Below are 19,217 nucleotides of genomic sequence, written 5' to 3'. Positions count from 1 at the left end.
ACCGAAGGAACGACCCCGCATGAGCATGACCCCGGAGCAGGCCACCTGGTTCGCCGACGCCGCCGGCCGCATCGTGACCAACATCGAGCAGGTGCTCCTCGGGAAGACCTTCGTGATCCGCCTCGCGGTCACGGCGATGCTCAGTGAGGGCCACCTCCTGCTCGAGGACGTCCCCGGCACCGGCAAGACGAGCCTCGCCCGCGCCATGGCGCAGAGCGTGCAGGGGTCGACGAACCGCATCCAGTTCACGCCGGACCTGCTGCCCGGCGACATCACCGGCATCAGCGTCTACGACCAGCGCACGCAGGAGTTCGACTTCCACCGCGGCCCGGTGTTCTCGAACATCGTGCTCGCTGACGAGATCAACCGCGCGAGCCCGAAGACCCAGTCCGCCCTCCTCGAGGCGATGGAGGAGTCCGCGGTCACGGTCGACGGTGTGAACCACCGCCTGGCCGCCCCGTTCATGGTCATCGCGACGCAGAACCCCGTCGAGCAGGCCGGCACGTACCGGCTGCCGGAGGCGCAGCTCGACCGGTTCCTCATGAAGGCGTCGATCGGCTACCCGGACCACGCCGCGACGGTGAAGATCCTCGAGACGTCCTCGGCTCCTTCGGCGTCGGTGCCGCTCGCGAGCGTCGTGCCCGCGGCGACGATCACCGAGATGGCTGCCCTCGCGCGGTCGGTCCACGTCGATGCGGTGATCGCCGACTATGTCGCCCGCCTGGTCGACGCGACGCGCTCGGCCAGCGAGGTCCGTCTCGGTGTCAGCGTCCGCGGCGCGATGGGCCTCATGCGAGCCTCGCGCGTCTTCGCGGCGCTGAACGGTCGGCACTACGTCACGCCGGACGACGTGAAGGCCCTCGCGGTGCCGGTGCTCGCGCACCGTCTGGTGCTCGACGCCGAGGCGGAGTTCGACGGCGTCAGCGCGAACGCCGTCGTGTCGCAGCTCCTGGTCGAGACGCCGCCACCCGCGGACCGGATCTCCTCGTGACCGACCGCCGGCCCGTCTCGACGCGTTCGCGCCGCCCCTCCTCGACGCGGTCGCGTCGGGGCGCGGGCGCCTACGAGCGCACCGGGACGGTCGCCGGCCTGACCAACGTCCGGACGCGCCTGGTCGGCGACCGCGAGGGCGTGGCAGCGGACGCGGTCGTCGGCTTCGTCCAGGTCTGGGCATCGGCCTGGAGGCTCGTCAAGCGCGCCTGGGGCGAGGTCTCGTCCGTGGTCACCGGCCTGGGCTGGACGGTGGCGGTGCTCACGCTCGTCGCGTTCGTCGCGGGGTACCGGTTCGGCCTCCGCGAGGTCGTCGTCGTCGGGTTCGCAGGAGCGCTGCTCGTCGTGGTCGCGGCGATCGCCCTGATCGGGCGTTCGCGGCTCCTCATCCACATGCGGCTGCCTCAGCACCGGGTAGCGGTCGGGGATCCGGCCGGCGTGGTCGTGACCGCGGAGAACCCCGGGCGCCTGCCTTCGGTGCCGACCACCGTCGAGGTCCCGGTCGGTCCCGGGCTCGTCGACGTGGCGATCCCCGCGGTGCCGGCGAAGGGGTCGTTCGAACGCGAGGTCCCGGTGCCGACCACCCGCCGTGGGGTGCTCGACGTGGGGCCGGTGACCGGTGTGCGCGCCGACCCGGTCGGGCTCGTCCGTCGGGAGATCGTGTGGACGGCGCGCGAGCAGGTCATCGTGCACCCCCGGACGATCGCGATCCCCTCGACGAGCACGGGTCTCGTCCGTGACCTCGAGGGACAGGCAACGACGGACCTGTCCCCGGCCGACATCGCGTTCCACGCCATCCGCGAGTACCTGCCCGGCGACGACCCACGGACGATCCACTGGAAGTCGACCGCGAAGTCCGGCGCGCTCATGGTGCGCCAGTTCGAGGACACCCGTCGCTCGCACCTCGTCGTCGCACTCGGGGTCTCCCGGGCGGAGTTCGCTGACGGCGACGAGTTCGAGCTCGCGGTGAGCGCCGCGGCGTCGCTCGGCACCCGGGCGATCCGGGACGGCCGCGACGTCACGGTCGTGGTGTCCGAGCGCACGCCGGAGTTCGCCAAGCGCCCGGTGTACGCCGTGCAGCCGCTGCCGACGGTGACCCCCACCCGGCTCCTCGACGACTTCGCGCGCGTCGGCCTGGCCGAGGCGTGTCTGCCGATCGCCGAGGTCTCCCGCATCGTGGGCAACGACACGGCGGGCATCTCGGTGGCGTTCCTCGTGGTGGGGTCGACCGTCGAGCTGCCAGCGCTCCGACTCGCGGCGACGCGGTTCCCGGTGGGGGTCGAGGTCGTGGCCGTCATCTGCGAGCCCGAGGCCCAGCCGCGCTTCCTGCGGGTCGCGGGCCTGACGGTCATGACCATCGGCTACCTGGACGACCTGCGCCATGCGCTGCACCGGTCGGCTGCCGCATGAGCGCCCCCGCTCCTGCTCCCGCGCCCGCGGTGCGCGTCCGAGGGTCAGCGCGTCGCGATGCCCGGCGCAGTGCTCGCCGCGTGTCCGCGCTGCGGTTGGTCGGCGGGACCCTCGTGGTCTGGTTGCTCGTCGCCGTCGCCAGCGTCTCGTGGTGGCCCGTGTACCGCGACGGCGCGATGGCGGTCGCCGCGGTCACGGCGATCCTGGCCGGCACGCTGGTCGCGCTCCTCGGCGCCGTGTACCGCCTGTCGTCCCCGGTCGTGGGCATCGCGACGGTCGCGGCGTTCGCGCTCACCGGGGTTCCCGCCGCGGTGCCGGGCGAGGCGAACGGGGTCCTGCCCACCGGTGGGGGGCTGCTCGACCTCTTCGCCGGCGTCGCCCTCGGCTGGAAGCAGCTGGTGACCATCAGCCTGCCGGTCGGCTCGTACGAGGCGTTGCTCGTCCCGTACTTCGTCACGGCCCTCGTCGTGACCGTGACCGGCGTGAGCGTGGCGACCCGTGCCTCCCGGCAGGAACTCGGCGCGATCGCGCCGCTCGTGCTCTTCGTCATCGGGATCGTGGTGGGGCCGAGCCGACTCGACACCTCGGTCGTGACCGCGGTGGCGCTTGCCGGCATCGCGCTGGTGTGGGCACTGACCGCGCGGCACGTGCGTCGGGCCGTCGCAGTGGCCTCGACGATCGGTGCCCGCGTGCCGATCGCCCGGTCGGTGCTCCGTCCGGCGCTCGTCGGGACGGGCACGATCGTGGCTGCCGCCGTCGTGGCGACCGGTCTGGGCCTCGTCGCGCCGCCTTCGGTCGGTCGCACGGTGGCGCGGACCGACGTGGTGAAGCCGTTCGACCCGCGCGACTACGTGAGCCCGCTCAGCGGGTTCCGAGCCTACGAGGAGACCGACGAGGCCGATGCTGCGCAGCTCCGGGTGACCGGGCTGCCGGAGGACGGCTTCGTCCGCATCGCGACGCTCGACACCTACGACGGTGTCGTGTACCGGGTCGGCGGATCGGACGGGGCCTCGGCCTCCGGGACCTTCGAACGCGTGCCGACCTCGGTCGACGTGCGCGGCGTCCGCGGCACGACCGTCCGTGTCGGGGTGACCGTCGAGGGGTACCGCGGCGTCTGGCTCCCGACGGTGGGTGACCTCGAACAGGTCGACTTCTCGGGGCGGCGGGCCGACCGGGACCGCACGTCCTTCTTCTACAACGCCTCGACCGGCACCGGCGCGGTGGTGGGTGGCGTGACGCAGGGGACGACCTACGACCTCACCGCGGTGCTGCCCGATCAACCGACGGAGGAGCAGCTCTCGTCGGCGCGGCCCGGCTCGGCGGAGGTCCCGGCGCTCCAGGGCGTGCCCGACGCGGTGCGAGACACGACGGAGGCGTACACGGACGCAGCGGGCTCGGACGGCGCGAAGCTCGTCGCGATGCTGCAGGAGCTCAAGCGCACCGGCTACGTGAGTCACGGCGTGGGCGACGACCGCGCGAGCCGCTCGGGTCACGGCGCCGACCGGATCACCGAGCTCCTCACGTCGCCGCTCATGGTCGGCGACCAGGAGCAGTACGCCGTCGCCGCCGCACTCATGGCGCGGGAGCTCGGGTTCCCCTCGCGGGTGGTGCTCGGCTTCACCGAGGGCGGTGACTCCGGTACCGGGTCGTCCTCGACCAGTGGGACGACGACGTTCCGCGGTTCGGACGTGACGGCTCGGATCGAGGTCGACACGGCGCAGTGGGGGTGGGTGATGCTCAACCCGAACCCGACGGTCCGCGAGATCCCGGACGCGCAGCAGGAGACGCCGAAGCCGGTCACACGCCCGGAGACGGTCGTGCCGCCGCCTCCCGCGGACCAGCAGGACCAGGACCAGCAAGCGCCCCCGCAGAGCGACCGCGACACACCGTCGGTGCAGCCCCTGTGGTTGCAGATCCTGCTCGCCGTGCTGCCCTGGGCACTCGGTGTCCTCGCAGTGGTCGCGCTCGTGCTCCTGCCCTTCGCCGCGATCGTCCTGGTGAAGCGTCTCCGACGGCGGCGACGACGACGTGCTCCGTCGCCGCGCGCACGGGTCGTCGGCGCGTGGGACGAGTACCGCGATGCCCTGGTGGACCGTGGACACGACGTCGAACCGTCGGCGACGAGGCGTGAGAGCGTCCGGGGAGCGCCGGGGGAGGGCGGACCCGGACTCGCCGCACTCGCGGACCGCGCGGTGTTCGGGCCGAGCGACGTCGACGCGCCGACCGCCGACCGGATGTGGGCCGCGACGGACGAGGCGATCTCGAGCCTCCGCGCGGGACGGAACCGGCGGGAGCGCTTCAGGTCCGCAGTGTCCCTCCGGTCGCTGCGGGTCGCCGCAGCCGGTCGGGGCGCGGTGACGGGCATCGTCGGTGCCGTCGGCTCGAAGGGCGGTCGGACGTCACGTGACTACGATGGCCGGAGGCCGTTCGGACCTCGTGGACGCCAGCGCGAGGGTGGTCGGCCGAGTGAGGACAGAGGCACCACGTGATCAGATGCGAACACTGCGGCTCGGCGCTCCCGGACGGAGCGATCTTCTGCGGTGAGTGCGGACGTGCGGTGACGGCATCGGCGAGCCGACTCCCGGCAGCCACCGCACCGGTCGAACAGGCACCGCCGCCGCCGCTCCTCCAGCCCGACGTGCACGGCCGTCGCCCGGACCCTGCTGCGGACGCCTGGCTGCCCGAGGCGACCCTCGACCCGGCGACCCGCGCGTGGTTGACGGGCTCGGACCGCCCGGACGAGCAGGCACCTGCACCGACACCGGTCCACCGTCCGGACGACCCGGCGCAGCGCTCGGTGTCGACCGATCCGGACGCCGCCGGCTCCGGTCCGGCGCCGTGGACGCCGACCGCCGGCGGCGCGTCGATCGACGAGCCGCCGCTCGACCCGGACGCCTTCGCCTCCCGGCCGACGACCGGCACCACCGACGACGATCCCGAGGTCACCCGCGTCGCTGAGCGCGCTCGGCGCGGCGCGGTCGCGGACGGCACCGCACCCCAGGCGCCGACGGCCCCGCCGACCGCACCCGTGTGGGAGTCGCCGGTGCAGCAGGATGCTCCGTCGTGGCAGCCGCCCGCTGCTCGGGAGGCCGCCCCGGCACAACCGTCGACACCGTCGTGGTGGATCGGACGGTCCAACTCCGCCGCCCAGAGCACCCCGACCGAGTCGTCGACCGACGTGGCGCACGCCCCCGGGGTCGGCACGGACGATGCGTCCGAGCACTCCGACGCCGCCGCGGACGGCCGGCGCGCGACCCCTTCCGACGAGGGGAGTGGGGCCGAGCAGGGAGAACCCGAGGGTCCCGCGCCCGTGGCGTCCCCGCCGCAGCCCGGGGACACTGCCGTCGTCGAGCCGTTGGTCGACCGACGGCCCGCCCCGCAACGACCCGCCACCCAGCGGCCGACGCCGCTCGTCACCCCCGGGAGCGCCGGAGCCACCTGCCACGTGTGCGGCCACACGCTCGAGCCCGACGACATCTTCTGCGGCGAGTGCGGTGCCGTGCGCCCCGCGGTGACGGCAGCGTTCACGGGCCCGATCGTCCCGCTGCCCGTCGCTCGCCCGGACTGGGCCGCAGACGGTGACGAACCCGCCGACGCGGGCGACACCGTCGCCGAGCACGACGAGGTCGCGACCGGAACGGACACCTCGACCGGCACAGCGGACGGTCCAGCGGACGTGGTTGACGACCCGGCCGCCGCCGCTGAGCCATCGCTCGGCGGTTCACCTGCGGACGACGACGACCAACTCTTCCGCGCCGCCGTCCGACCCCGCGGCCTCCATGCGGCGCCGACTCCGGACGGCGACACCCCCGACGTGTCGGCGACGGCAGGACCGGTCGCCACGGACGGGCAGACCCCGACCTCGGCTCCGTTGCCGCCCGTCCCCACCGCCGCGCCGCTCCCGCCCGTCCCCGGGCTGCCGGAACCCACGCCGACGCAGCTCCCGACGACGCCGCTCGGCCGCCCGGTGGTCCCGTCCAGTGCCGGCGCCGAACTCGACGACGGTGACGCACCCGATGACGGCCCACCCGACGGCACGGCTCCCGACGACAGCGCTCACGACGCCACTGCACCCGACGAGGAGCCGGACGTCGACGAGACTCGGATCGTGTCGAAGACTCCGACGCATGCGCCCTTCGTGCTGCACTTCAGCACCGGGGAGCGCTTCGGCGTCCACGGCACAGGGCTCCTCGGCCGCCTGCCGCGCCCGCAGCCGGGTGAGCGGTTCGACGACCTCCTGACCGTCCACGACCCGGGCAAGTCGGTGTCCAAGACGCACCTCGAGCTCGGTCGCGACGGTGGAGACCTCTGGGTGTCCGATCGTTTCTCCGGCAACGGCACCGTCGTGCGGCACATCGACGGGTCGATCCGCCGGTGCGAGCCCGGACGCCGCTACCGGGTGGAACGCGGTGCCCGTGTCGACATCGGCGAGCAGTTCTTCCTCGTCCAGTAGGCCTCTCCTGCACCGGAGTGGTCGAGCGTTCCGGCCTCCACAGGTCGTTCGCGGTGCGTTCGAGCACGGACGGTGTGCTGGTGCGATGGGGGAGTGGAACTCCTCGTGGCACGCACGGTGCTCGTCGTCGGCGCGGTCGGGCTGGTCGCCCTCGGCGTGCTCGCGGCGACGTCCGGGGTCGCTCGCGCGGCGGCGATCGGCGCCGGGCTGGTCCTCTCGTTGCTGGACCGCGCGTTGGTCCGCCACGGGGCCCGGGCAGCGCCGAAGCCGGAGGTGACCGGATGGTCGGCTGCTGTGTCGTTGCCCAGCGCCGGATCGACACCGGGCGAGCGCGGGGCGGTCCGGGCGTCAGCGGACACGGTCGAGGCACTCGCCGTCGACCACGAGCGATCGGTGCTCGTCGGGCACACGCTCGGCGACGCTCGCGCCGTCCGGACCGATGCGCCGCACGTCGTCGTCGTGGGGCGCGGAGCCCTCGCACGAGCGGTGTTCGACGCCATCGCGGTGCAGTGCCGCGCCGCCGCGGCCGAGGTCCGGGACAGCGACGCCCTCCCCGACGGGCTCACGGCACCCGGCGACGGCACCGCGGTGGTCGTCTGCACCGACGCGAGGGCGGGGTCGAGGCGAACGGTCGTCCTCGTCGCCGAGCACGGCCACGTCCCTCGACGAGCGGACCTCCTGGTCACGGTGGGGCGCACGGGCTGCACCGCGCGGACGGACGACGGCCGCGCGGTGCGGATCCTCCCGGTCCTGCCGAGCGTCGAACCCCCGGCAGGGCCGAGCAGGGCAGACCGGGACACGCGCGAGCGCACCCGACGGCGCCCACGTGCTCAGCTCAGCGCAGGCCGGCTCCGACGCGGACCGCCCCCACCGGCACATCCCCGCCGAGCACCTGCTCACCGGTCGCCGCCATGACGCCGGCGACACCCTCGGTGCTCACCAGGCCGTTGCGCTCGAGCAGCGTGAGCGCGGCGAGCGTCCCCGCCCGCTGTGCCCCGTCGAGGGTCTTCACCGCGACGGCCGCCCCGCCGGGCAGTCCCATCACCATGACCCCCTCGGCGCCGAGCTTCGCGAGGACCCCCAGCTGCTCGATGGTCACCGTGTTCGCCCGACCCACACCGTCGATCGCCCAGGGGTGTGCCAGCACCGCATCGGTCAGGGCCGCCGAGTCGTCGTCGGCGCGGGCCACCACGGCCGCGAAACCGTGGGCGAGGCCGGTCAGCGTGAGCGGGAAGACCGGGGCGCCGCACCCGTCGGTGCCGACGAGGTCGACGGTCTCCGAGGTGTACTCCGCGACGGTGGAGCGGACCAGGCGCTGCATCGGGTGCTCGACGTCGAGGTAGGTCTGCTCGTCCCAGCCGTTGACCCGGCAGGCAGCGAGCATGGCGGCGTGCTTGCCCGAGCAGTTCATCGCCAGGCGTCGTGGCTGGTCCATCGTGCGGGCGGTCGCCCGGTCGAAGGGCATGTCGGGCGGGCAACCGAGGTCCGCTTCGACGTGGTCGAACGACTCGAGCATGTGTTGCGCCACGGCCTGGTGCGCGACGGTGCCGGCGTGGCTCGCGGTGGAGAGCACGAGTTCCTCGTCCGAGAACGACGCGCCGGCACGTCGGACCGCGAGTGCCTGGAACGGCTTCATCGTCGATCGCGGGTAGATGCTGGCAGCGAGGTCACCGACCGAGTCGATGACGCTGCCGTCAGCCGCGACGACCACCCCCGCGCCGACGTGGCGGCTCTCGTCGAAGCCGTTGCGGTCGAGGACGGCGAGTTCGACGGATCCGTCGGCGGTGAGAGGATGGCGCTCAGTCATGCCGCCATGCTAGAGCGCGCGGCCAGGGTCACCAGAGCCACCACCGCCACGAGGAGCCACACGTGTCCGACCACTCCTACGCCGTGTCCGTCCGTTGGACCGGAGACCGCGGCTCCGGGACGAGCGGCTACCGCGACTACGGCCGCGACCACGTCGTCTCCGCCACGGGCAAGCACGACCTCGCCGGCTCCGCCGACCCCACCTTCCGCGGCGACCGCGACCGCTGGAACCCCGAGGAACTCGTCGTCGCCGCCCTCGCGCAGTGCCACATGCTGAGCTACCTGCACGTCGCCGTGCAGCAGGGCTTCACGGTCGTGGCCTACGAGGACCGCGCGACCGCGAGCCTCAACCTCAACCGCGACGGCTCCGGGGAACTCACGGAGACGACGCTGCACCCGGTCGTGACCATCCGCGAGGCCGACCGGGTCGAGGACGCCGCAGCAGCCCACGCCGAGGCCAACCGCCTGTGCTTCATCGCGCGCTCCGTTGCGTTCCCCGTCCACCACGAGCCCGAGATCCGGGTCCTCGCAGGGGACTCATCGGCGGGTGCGGCAGACTAAGGTCCCGTGAAGCGTCTCCGCCTGCTCCCGATCGCCCTGGTCCCCGCCGTCGTGCTGGGCCTCGCCGCCTGCTCCGGCTCCGGATCGGGGAGCGCCTCCTCGTCGCCGAGCGCAACGTCCAGCGCGAGTGCGAGCGCCGCCGCGATCACGTCCTGCCCGGACCCGGGCAAGGCATCCGACTCGGTGAAGGTCTCGGGCGCGGTCGGCGGTGGCACGGCTCCGAAGGTGTCGTTCGCCAAGGGGCTCAGCGCCTCAGGGGCTGAGGCGACGGTCGCCGTGAAAGGCTCGGGGCCGACGCTCAAGTCGGGCGACTACGCCCAGGTTGCGGTCGTCGTCTACAGCGCGAAGGACGGCACGAAGATCGGCGGTGCAGGGTTCGACTCCGGGAACGCGCAGACCTTTGCCGTCGGCAGCCCAGGGTTTGGCGCCGTCCTCGAATGTGCGGCAACGGGATCGAGAACCATCGCCGTCGGACCGGCGAGCGCGTTCAACGCAGGGACGTCTGGTGACGTCGTCATCGTCGCCGATGCACTTTCGAAGATCCCGACGAAGGCCACCGGCATCCCGCAGCAGCAGGACCCGGCGCTGCCGACCGTCGAGGACAAGGCCGACGGCGAGCCGCAGATCACGGTGCCGTCCGGTGCGAAGGCTCCGTCGAAGACCGAGGTCGAGGTCCTCAAGCAGGGCGACGGCCAGGCCATCAAGGACGGCGACACGGCGCTCGTGCAGTACAAGGGCGTGACGCTGCAGGGCGGCAAGGAGTTCGACTCGTCGTGGTCGAAGGGCGTGCCGACCACGTTCACGGTGTCCGAGGGCCAGCTCATCAAGGGCTTCGTCACCGGGCTCGTCGGCCAGAAGGTCGGCTCGCAGGTGCTCATCGTCACGACGGCGGCCGATGCCTACGGTGCGAACCCGCCCGAGGGGTCGGGCATCCCGGCGAACGCGCCCCTCGTGTTCGTCGTGGACATCCTCGCCCTCGGCTGAGTCGACCGCCATGCAGCCGGCCACCGAGCAACCCGCCACCGAGCAACCCGCCACCGAGCAACCCGCCACCGAGCAACCCGCCACCGAGCAACCCGCCACCGAGCATCCCGCCAAGCGCCGGATCATCATCCTCGGCAGCACCGGATCGATCGGCACCCAGGCCCTCGACGTCGTCGAGCGGAACCCGGACCGCTTCGAGGTCGTCGGCCTCACCGCGGGCAGCAACCGCGACATCGTGGCGCAGCAGGCGGAACGCTACGGCGTCCGCGACACCGCCTTCGGCGCCGAGGACTCCGAGCGCCTCGTCCGCAGCGTCGAGGCCGACGTGGTCCTCAACGGGATCACCGGGTCGGTCGGTCTCGGCCCGACCCTCGCCGCCCTCGATTCCGGCGCGACGCTCGCCCTCGCCAACAAGGAGAGCCTCATCGTCGGCGGTCCGCTCGTGCAGGCGGCCGCGCGCCCCGGGCAGATCGTCCCGGTGGACAGCGAGCACTCCGCGATCGCGCAGGCGTTGCGCTCCGGCTCCGCCGACGAGGTCCGCCGCCTCGTCCTCACCGCGAGCGGCGGCCCGTTCCGGGGACGCTCGCGTGCCGAGCTCCGTGACGTCACGCCCGCGCAGGCGCTCGCCCACCCGACGTGGGACATGGGGCTCGTCGTCACGACGAACTCGGCGACGCTCGTGAACAAGGGTCTCGAGGTCATCGAGGCCCACCTGCTCTTCGACGTCCCCTACGACCGCATCGACGTCACCGTGCACGCCCAGTCGATCGTGCACTCGATGGTCGAGTTCGTCGATGGCTCGACGATCGCGCAGGCCTCCCCGCCCGACATGCGGCTCCCGATCGCGCTCGGTCTGGCCTGGCCGGACCGGGTGCCCGGCGTCGGCGTGCCGCTCGACTGGACCACCGCGAGCACGTGGACGTTCGAGCCCCTCGACGCGGACGCGTTCGGCGCGGTGGCGCTCGCGAAGCGCGTCGGCGAGGCCGGCGGCACCTTCCCGGCGGTGTTCAACGCCGCGAACGAGCAGGCCGTCGCAGCCTTCCACGCGGGTGCGATCGGCTTCCTCGACATCGTCGACACCGTCGAGCGGATCGTCGACGAGCACGCAATGGGGGAGTCCTCCCTCGAGGGCGTGCTGGCAGCGGAGCGCTGGGCGCGCGCCGCAGCGGACCGCGCGCTGACGCGCTGACCCGCACCGTGCCTCCCGGCTGCGACGTCGGCGGGGCAGCACCGGAGGTGACCGACCCTGCCTGGAGGCACGGTGAGCCTCTCAGAGAGCGCTCGGCTCCGTCTTGGGAAGCGTCCCGTACCCTTTCCCGGTGACCGTCGAATCCGTCCTGCTCTTCGTCCTCGGCGTGGTCGTCTTCATCGTCGGCCTGCTGGTCTCGATCGGACTCCACGAGCTCGGGCACCTCTCCTTCGCGAAGCTCTTCAACGTGAAGGTGACGCAGTACTCGCTCGGCTTCGGCAAGGCGATCTGGTCGTTCAAGCGGGGCGAGACCGAGTACGGCATCCGCCCGATCCTGCTCGGCGGCTACATCTCGATGGTCGGCATGCTCAAGCCGCGGGCGTCCGGGAGGCCGAACGCGATCACGAACACGGGCATGTACGGGGCGTTCGTGCAGGACGCCCGGCAGGCCAGTGCCGAACAGATCGCGGAGTCCGGCGGGGACGACTCGCGGGCGTTCTACCGCCTGACCCCGTGGAAGCGGATCATCGTCATGGTCGCCGGCCCAGCGATGAACCTGGTCATCGGGATCGTGCTCTTCGGCGTGCTGCTCTGCGGCTTCGGGGCGCCGACAACGACGTTCACGTCGAGCGTCGGATGCGTGCTGCCGAACAGCCAGACGACGACGTGCACCTCGGGCGACGCGGTGTCCCCGGCGAAGCAGGCGGGCATCGAGTCCGGTGACGTCGTGCTCTCGGTCGACGGGAAGCCCGACCCGACCATCGCCGAGGTGTCGTCGGCGTTCCAGAAGAGCGCCGGCAAGGAGCTCACGGTCGTGGTCGAGCGGGACGGCGAGCGGAAGACCCTCGAGATCACGCCCGTCCGCGCCACGCGCGACGTCTACCTGTCCGACGGCACCGTCGCCAAGAACGAGGACGGCACGACGAAGACGCAGCAGGTCGGTGTCGTCGGCGTCAGCATCGGCCAGTCGCTCGTCCGGCAGTCGCCCGCCGCGGTCCTCCCGGCGACGGGCGCGCAGATCTCCGCGTCCGCGCACCTCATCATCGACCTGCCGCAGCGTTTGGTCGCGGTGTGGAACGCGGCGTTCGGCTCGCAGGCCCGGTCGCAGGACAGCCCGGTGTCGGTCGTCGGCGTCGGCCGCGCGATCGGCGAGGTGTCGTCGATGTCCGGTGTGCCGGTCGTCGACAAGGCGTACACGATCCTCGGCCTGCTCGCGTCGCTGAACATCGGCCTGTTCGTCCTCAACATGGTGCCGCTCCTGCCGCTCGACGGCGGGCACATCGCGGGCGCGTTGTGGGAGGCCGTGAAGCGCCGGTCGTTCAAGCTCGTCGGCAAGGCGGATCCGGGGCCGATCGACCTCGCGAAGACGATGCCGCTCACGATGGTGGTCGTGGTGCTCCTCGCCGGGATGAGTGCCCTGCTCATCTACGCCGACATCGTGCGCCCAGTGAACCTCTTCGGGTAGCGACGGCGCCGCGGCCGCGCACTACGCTTCCACCCATGAGCACTGCTCCGGAAGTCCGCACGGTCGAGCGCCAGGGGACCGACGTCATCGCCGAGGCCGACCGGAAGGGCACGCCCCGCGGGCTGTTCTGGCCGTGGTTCGCCGCGAACATCTCGGTGCTCGGACTGAGCTACGGCTCGTTCGTGCTCGGGTTCGGCATCTCGTTCTGGCAGGCGACGATCATCACGGTCGTCGGCGTCGCGTTCTCGTTCCTGCTGTGCGGCGTCGTCGCCATCGCGGGCAAGCGTGGGTCCGCCCCGACGATGGTGCTCAGCCGTGCGGCGTTCGGTGTCCGCGGCAACCGGCTGCCGTCGTTCCTGAGCTGGGTGCTCACGGTCGGGTGGGAGACCGCGCTGGCAGCCCTGGCCGTGCTCGCCACGTCGACGGTGTTCCGCGAGCTCGGGTGGGACGGCGGCGTGCTGACGAAGGTCGTCGCCCTCATCGTCGTCGCCGCGCTCATCGTCGGGGCCGGGATCGCCGGCTTCGACGTCATCATGCGCCTGCAGACGTGCATCACCGTGATCACCGCCGTGCTCACGGTTGTCTACGTGGTCCTCGCGGTTCCCTCGATCGACTTCGCCGCGATCGCCGCGCTGCCGGCGGGCAGCGTCCAGCAGGTCATCGGGGCCCTCGTGCTCGTGATGACCGGGTTCGGCCTCGGTTGGGTCAACGCAGCCGCCGACTACTCGCGGTACCTCCCGCGGACGGCCTCCACTCGGGGGGTGGTCGGATGGACCACGTTCGGCGGGGCCCTCGCACCGGCGCTCCTGGTCGTCTTCGGCGTCCTGCTCGCCGGGTCGTCGAAGGAGCTGAACACCGCGATCCAGAACGATCCGATCGGCGCGCTCACGACGATCCTGCCCGTCTGGTTCCTCATCCCGTTCGCGATCGTCGCGATCCTCGGCATCGTGGGTGGTGCGGTGCTCGACATCTACTCGTCCGGGCTCGCGCTGCTCAGCGCGGGCGTGCGCATCCCGCGGCCGGTCGCGGCCGGGGTGGACGGTGTGGTGATGGTCATCGGAGCCGTGTACGTCGTGTTCTTCGCCGGGACCTTCCTCCAGCCGTTCCAATCGTTCCTGATCACGCTCGGCGTCCCGATCGCGGCCTGGGCCGGCGTCTTCGTCGCCGACGTCCTCCTGCGCCGCCGTGACTACGCCGAAGCCGAGCTCGAGGACCGACGCGGTCGCTACGGCGCCGTGCGGTGGAGCGCGGTCGCCCTCATCGCCGTCGGGACCGCACTCGGTTGGGGCCTCGTCACCCTGTCCGGGCCAGCGTGGCTCGCCTGGCAGGGCTACCTGCTCGGACCGTTCGGGCTCGGCGGCCGTGAGGGCGCGTGGGCCTACGCGAACCTCGGCGTCCTCGTGTCGCTGCTCGTCGGCTTCCTCGGCACGCTCCTGTTCTCGGCCGGGGCCGTGCGCCGCCAGGAGGGCCGCGCATGACGGTGGCCGACGACGCCTGGCTCGTCGTCGTCGACATGCAGGAGGTGTTCACGGGAGAGAGCCCCTGGGCCGCACCGCGGTACGCCCACGCCGGGATGGCGATCGAGCACCTGCTGCCCCGGTTCACCGGTCGGACCGTCTTCACCCGGTTCGTCGCGCCCGAGCGGCCCGAGGGTGCGTGGGTGCCGTACTACGGTGACTGGCCGTTCGCCCTCGTGCCCGACGCAGACCCGCTGTACGCGCTGACCGAGCCCTTCGCGACCGCAGCTGCCGACCGCGGCGACCCCGTCGTGACGGAACCGACCTTCGGCAAGTGGGGGACGGGCCTCCAGGCCGTCGTCGGCGACCATCCGCACCTGGTGCTGACCGGCGTGTCCACCGACTGCTGCGTCCTGTCGACCGCGCTCGCGGCGGCGGACGCCGGCGCGACCGTCACGGTCGTCGCGGACGCCTGCGCGGGCGCGAGCGACGAGGACCACGAGCGTGCCCTCGCGGCGATGCGGCTGTACGCGCCGCTCATCACGGTGGTCGACTCCGCGAACGACCTCTGAGCGCGGCCGACGCGACGGGCGTCTGCGCGCAGCTGACGCCGCCCGCGTCCCGCCTGTGAGACGGCGGCGGTCGCGTCACCGCGACCGCGTAGAGTGACGACCGTGCCAGCAGTGAACCTCGGTCTGCCGAAAGTCCCCGAAACCCTGAGCCCGCGTCGCAGGTCGCGGCAGATCCGGGTCGGCAAGGTCCTCGTGGGCGGTGACGCACCGGTCTCCGTGCAGTCGATGACGACGACGCCCACGACGAACATCAACGCGACGCTGCAGCAGATCGCCGAGCTCACCGCGTCCGGCTGTGACATCGTGCGCGTCGCCGTCCCGAGCCAGGACGACGCCGACGCGCTGCCGATCATCGCGAAGAAGTCGCAGATCCCGGTCATCGCCGACATCCACTTCCAGCCGAAGTACGTCTTCCAGGCCATCGACGCCGGGTGCGCCGCGGTCCGCGTGAACCCGGGCAACATCCGGAAGTTCGACGACCAGGTCGGCGCGATCGCGAAGGCCGCGAAGGACGCCGGCGTCTCGCTCCGCATCGGCGTGAACGCGGGGTCGCTCGAGCCGAGCCTGCTGCAGAAGTACGGCAAGGCCACCCCCGAGGCGCTCGTCGAGTCGGCCGTGTGGGAAGCGAGCCTCTTCGAGGAGCACGACTTCCACGACTTCAAGATCTCGGTCAAGCACAACGACCCGATCGTCATGGTCAAGGCGTACCGGCAGCTCGCCGCGGCGGGCGACTGGCCGCTGCACCTCGGCGTGACCGAGGCCGGCCCGGAGTTCCAGGGCACCATCAAGAGCGCCACGGCGTTCGGCATCCTGCTGGCCGAGGGCATCGGCGACACCATCCGCGTCTCGCTCTCCGCGCCGCCCGTGCAGGAGGTGAAGGTCGGCCTGCAGATCCTGCAGTCGCTCAACCTCCGTGAGCGCAAGCTCGAGATCGTCTCGTGCCCGAGCTGCGGCCGCGCGCAGGTCGACGTCTACCAGCTCGCGAACGACGTCACGAAGGGGCTCGAGGGCATGACCGTCCCGCTCCGCGTCGCCGTCATGGGCTGCGTCGTGAACGGCCCCGGTGAGGCCCGCGAGGCCGACCTCGGCGTCGCGTCGGGCAACGGCAAGGGCCAGATCTTCGTCAAGGGCGAGGTCATCAAGACCGTGCCCGAGCGCGAGATCGTCCAGACCCTCATCGAGGAGGCGAACCGCCTCGCCGACGAGATGGGTCCCGCGGCAGCCACCGGTTCCGTCCAGGTCATCACGACGCCGTAGCGGTCACCGCTTGACGGACGGGAGGCACGGTGCCAGCTGGCACCTGGGACCACGCCGGCCGGTTCCCGGCAGACGCGCCAGCGGCTGCCGGGCCGTGACCGGTGGGGAGCCTCCCGTCCGTCACCGGGACCGCTGGGTGAGCGCCGCGCCGCTAGGCTTGCCCCGTGGTCACACGGCTCTCCCATCTCTTCCTCCGCACGCTCCGCGACGACCCCTCCGACGCCGAGGTGACGAGCGCGAAGCTGCTCGTCCGCGCCGGGTACGTCCGTCGCCAGGCCCCGGGCATCTTCGCCTGGCTGCCGCTGGGCCTCCGGGTCCGTGCCCGCATCGAGGGCATCATCCGCGACGAGATGGTCGCGGCGGGTGCGCAGGAGGTCCTGCTCCCGGCACTCGCACCGCGCGAGCCGTACGAGGCGACGAACCGTTGGACCGAGTACGGCGACGGCATCTTCCGCCTCAAGGACCGCAAGGACGCCGACTACCTCCTCGCGCCGACGCACGAGGAGCTCTTCGCCCTGCTCGTGAAGGACCTGTACTCGTCGTACAAGGACCTCCCCGTCACGCTGTTCCAGATCCAGGACAAGTACCGCGACGAGGCCCGCCCGCGTGCCGGTCTCCTGCGCGGTCGCGAGTTCACGATGAAGGACGCGTACTCGTTCGACATCGACGACGCCGGTCTCGACCGCAGCTACCAGACGATGCGTGACGCCTACGAGCGGATCTTCGCCCGGCTCGGCCTCGAGTACGCGATCGTCAAGGCGGACGCCGGCGCCATGGGCGGTTCGAAGTCCGAGGAGTTCCTGCACCCGATCGCGGTCGGCGAGGACACCTTCGTGCGCAGCGCCGGCGGCTACGCGGCGAACGTCGAGGCCTACGTCACCCCGGTGCCCGAGTCGCTGCCGATCGAGGGGCAGCCGGAGCCGGTACTGCTCCCCGCGGCGGACACCCCCACGATCGACACCCTCGTGGCGCACGCGAACGAGGTCGCCCCGCGCGACGGCGCCCCCTGGACCGCCGCTGACACGCTCAAGAACGTGGTCCTCGCGTTGACGCACCTCGACGGCACCCGTGAGGTCGTCGTCGTCGGCCTGCCCGGTGACCGCGAGGTCGACCTCAAGCGCGCCGAGGTGGCCTTCGCGCCCGCCGAGGTCGAGGCCGCCGGCGACGACGACTTCAAGCAGCACCCCGGCGTCTTCGTGAAGGGCTACATCGGTCCGCAGGTCCTCGGCGCCGAGAGCGCGTCCGGCGTCCGGTACTTCGTGGACCCCCGCGTCGTCGACGGCACGGCCTGGATCACGGGGGCGAACGAGCGCGGCGTACACGTGTCCGGGCTCGTCATGGGCCGTGACTTCACGGCGGACGGCGTCGCCGAGGTCTCCGACGTCCGCGCCGGCGACCCGGCCCCGGACGGCTCCGGTCCGCTCGAGACCGCTCGTGGCATGGAGATCGGCCACGTCTTCCAGCTCGGCCGGAAGTACGCCGAGGCGCTCGGCCTCAAGGTGCAGGACGAGAACGGCAAGCTCGCGACGGTCACGATGGGCTCGTACGGCATCGGCGTGACGCGGATCCTCGCGATCCTCGCCGAGGCGCACAACGACGAGAAGGGCCTGGTCTGGCCGAAGAACGTCGCGCCGTTCGACGTACACGTCGTCGCGACCGGCAAGGACTCGGTCGCCTACGACCTCGCGACCTCGATCGTCGACACGCTCGAAGGCGACCGCTTCGAGGTCGTCTACGACGACCGTCCCAAGGTGTCGCCCGGCGTGAAGCTCCGGGATGCGGAACTCCTCGGCATGCCGATCGTCGTCGTCGCGGGGCGGAACGCCGCCGACGGCGTCGTCGAGCTCTGGGACCGCGCGTCCGGTGAGCGCCGCGACGTGCCGGTCGCGGAGCTGCTCGACGCGGTCCGCGCGATCTAGCGAGTCACGCCCGCGACGGGACGACACGACGGCCTGGAGGCGCGGTGCCAGCTGGCACCGCGCCTCCAGGCCGTTCTGGGGTACGCTGGTCGCCGACTTCCGCGACGTTCCACTGCGGAGGCGACTCATCTGAATACGGAGGCACCTCGGTGAAGATCGATCTCGCAGTCCTGCGACTCATGGAGCGCGAGCGGGAGATCCCGTTCGAAGAGCTCGTCCAGATCATCGAGCAGGCGATCCTGACGGCCTACCACAAGCACACCGCCGAGAACGGCGAGCCGGCCGACGCGCAGTCCCGCGTCGAGCTCGACCGCAAGAGCGGCGAGGTCTCCGTCTACGTGCCCGAGCGCGATGAGGAGGGCACCGTCGTCGGCGAGGCCGTCGACCAGCCCAGCGACTTCGGACGCATCGCGGCCTTCGCGGCGAAGCAGGTCATCAACCAGCGCCTCCGCGACATCGGCGACGACAAGATCCTCGGCCAGTTCCGCGGCAAGGAGGGCGACATCGTCGCCGGCGTCATCCAGCAGGGGCCGAACCCGAAGATGGTGCACGTCGACCTCGGCACCGTCGAGGCGATCCTGCCGCCCGAGGAGCAGGTGCCGGGCGAGGAGTACAAGCACGGCAGCCGCATCCGCGTGTACGTGACGAGCGTCGGCCGTGGTCCGAAGGGCCCGCAGATCACCGTCTCGCGAACGCACCCCGGGCTCGTCCGGAAGCTGTTCGCGCTCGAGGTCCCGGAGATCGCGTCGGGGGTCGTCGAGATCACCTCGCTCGCCCGAGAGGCCGGCCACCGCACGAAGCTCGCGGTCAAGGCCAACGAGCCCGGCGTCAACGCGAAGGGTGCGTGCATCGGCGAACTCGGTGCGCGCGTCCGTGCGGTGACGACCGAGCTCGGTGCCGAGAAGATCGACATCGTCGACTGGTCGCCCGACCTCGCGACGTTCGTGGCGAGCGCGCTGTCGCCGGCGAAGGTGACGAGTGCGTTCGTGCTCGACGCCTCGACGAAGGCCGTCCGTGCGCTCGTGCCCGATTACCAGCTGTCGCTCGCGATCGGCAAGGAGGGGCAGAACGCCCGTCTCGCCGCGAAGCTCACCGGTGCGCGGATCGACATCCAACCGGATTCGATCCTCGACGGCGACGAGTGACCGCGACGA

The 19,217-nt window shown here is 72.1% G+C and carries 15 protein-coding genes; 14 read left to right on the top strand and 1 reads right to left on the bottom strand.

The features are described from left to right. The first annotated feature begins 19 nt into the window (after positions 1–19). The 5 genes from ACIPYW_RS13820 to ACIPYW_RS13800 all read left to right on the top strand — a co-directional run bounded on the left by ACIPYW_RS13820 (position 20) and on the right by ACIPYW_RS13800 (position 7,768). Complete coding sequence (locus tag ACIPYW_RS13820) at positions 20–991, top strand: AAA family ATPase (RefSeq protein ID WP_400414458.1); 972 nt, start codon at positions 20–22, stop codon at positions 989–991. Continuing rightward, on the top strand, positions 988–2,400 hold the full coding sequence (locus ACIPYW_RS13815) for a DUF58 domain-containing protein (protein ID WP_400414456.1): 1,413 nt from the start codon (positions 988–990) through the stop codon (positions 2,398–2,400). Before ACIPYW_RS13820 ends, ACIPYW_RS13815 begins: the two co-directional genes overlap by 4 nt. Positions 2,401–2,480: 80 nt before the next feature. Next, positions 2,481–4,889 carry a transglutaminaseTgpA domain-containing protein gene (locus tag ACIPYW_RS13810; RefSeq protein WP_400414453.1) on the top strand — a complete coding sequence of 803 codons (2,409 nt, stop codon included), beginning with the start codon at positions 2,481–2,483 and terminating at the stop codon, positions 4,887–4,889. Further along, the gene (locus ACIPYW_RS13805) at positions 4,886–6,853 is read left to right on the top strand and encodes a zinc-ribbon domain-containing protein (protein ID WP_400414451.1); all 1,968 of its coding nucleotides are present in this window, start codon (positions 4,886–4,888) and stop codon (positions 6,851–6,853) included. Before ACIPYW_RS13810 ends, ACIPYW_RS13805 begins: the two co-directional genes overlap by 4 nt. A 105-nt stretch (positions 6,854–6,958) precedes the next feature. Further along, on the top strand, positions 6,959–7,768 hold the full coding sequence (locus ACIPYW_RS13800) for a hypothetical protein (protein WP_400414449.1): 810 nt from the start codon (positions 6,959–6,961) through the stop codon (positions 7,766–7,768). On the opposite strand, the gene ACIPYW_RS13795 is transcribed toward ACIPYW_RS13800, so the two are convergent. Then, complete coding sequence (locus tag ACIPYW_RS13795; RefSeq protein WP_400414447.1) at positions 7,689–8,660, bottom strand: asparaginase; 972 nt, start codon at positions 8,658–8,660, stop codon at positions 7,689–7,691. The genes ACIPYW_RS13800 and ACIPYW_RS13795 overlap by 80 nt on opposite strands. A gap of 62 nt (positions 8,661–8,722) precedes the next feature. Here ACIPYW_RS13795 and ACIPYW_RS13790 point away from each other — a divergent pair, with 62 nt between their 5' ends. The 9 genes from ACIPYW_RS13790 to nusA all read left to right on the top strand — a co-directional run bounded on the left by ACIPYW_RS13790 (position 8,723) and on the right by nusA (position 19,208). Continuing rightward, positions 8,723–9,220 (top strand): OsmC family protein, encoded by a 498-nt coding sequence (locus tag ACIPYW_RS13790; protein WP_290131588.1) that lies wholly within the window; start codon positions 8,723–8,725, stop codon positions 9,218–9,220. A 6-nt stretch (positions 9,221–9,226) separates the two neighbouring features. Beyond that, positions 9,227–10,204 (top strand): FKBP-type peptidyl-prolyl cis-trans isomerase, encoded by a 978-nt coding sequence (locus tag ACIPYW_RS13785; protein WP_400414444.1) that lies wholly within the window; start codon positions 9,227–9,229, stop codon positions 10,202–10,204. Between the two features lie 10 nt (positions 10,205–10,214). Further along, positions 10,215–11,393, top strand: coding sequence for a 1-deoxy-D-xylulose-5-phosphate reductoisomerase (gene dxr / locus ACIPYW_RS13780; protein ID WP_400414441.1), 1,179 nt, complete (start codon positions 10,215–10,217; stop codon positions 11,391–11,393). 130 nt (positions 11,394–11,523) lie between these two features. Next, entirely contained in the window at positions 11,524–12,858 is a 1,335-nt protein-coding gene (locus ACIPYW_RS13775; RefSeq protein WP_400414438.1) for a M50 family metallopeptidase, read from the top strand. 35 nt (positions 12,859–12,893) lie between these two features. Continuing rightward, positions 12,894–14,336, top strand: coding sequence for a purine-cytosine permease family protein (locus ACIPYW_RS13770; protein WP_400414435.1), 1,443 nt, complete (start codon positions 12,894–12,896; stop codon positions 14,334–14,336). Beyond that, complete coding sequence (locus tag ACIPYW_RS13765; RefSeq protein ID WP_400414433.1) at positions 14,333–14,887, top strand: cysteine hydrolase family protein; 555 nt, start codon at positions 14,333–14,335, stop codon at positions 14,885–14,887. Before ACIPYW_RS13770 ends, ACIPYW_RS13765 begins: the two co-directional genes overlap by 4 nt. A gap of 123 nt (positions 14,888–15,010) precedes the next feature. After that, entirely contained in the window at positions 15,011–16,144 is a 1,134-nt protein-coding gene (gene ispG, locus ACIPYW_RS13760) for a flavodoxin-dependent (E)-4-hydroxy-3-methylbut-2-enyl-diphosphate synthase (RefSeq protein ID WP_400414826.1), read from the top strand. A gap of 164 nt (positions 16,145–16,308) precedes the next feature. Further along, on the top strand, positions 16,309–18,063 hold the full coding sequence (locus ACIPYW_RS13755) for a proline--tRNA ligase (RefSeq protein ID WP_290131595.1): 1,755 nt from the start codon (positions 16,309–16,311) through the stop codon (positions 18,061–18,063). A 149-nt stretch (positions 18,064–18,212) separates the two neighbouring features. Continuing rightward, a complete protein-coding gene (gene nusA, locus ACIPYW_RS13750) occupies positions 18,213–19,208 on the top strand; it encodes a transcription termination factor NusA (protein WP_290131596.1) in 996 nt (331 codons plus the stop codon). Positions 19,209–19,217 lie beyond the last annotated feature (9 nt).

Origin of the sequence: Curtobacterium sp. NPDC089689 (assembly GCF_044749145.1) — a bacterium.
GTDB lineage: Bacteria > Actinomycetota > Actinomycetes > Actinomycetales > Microbacteriaceae > Curtobacterium.
Note: the sequence above shows the minus strand (reverse complement) of the source record. Positions and strands in the feature narration are given on the sequence as shown.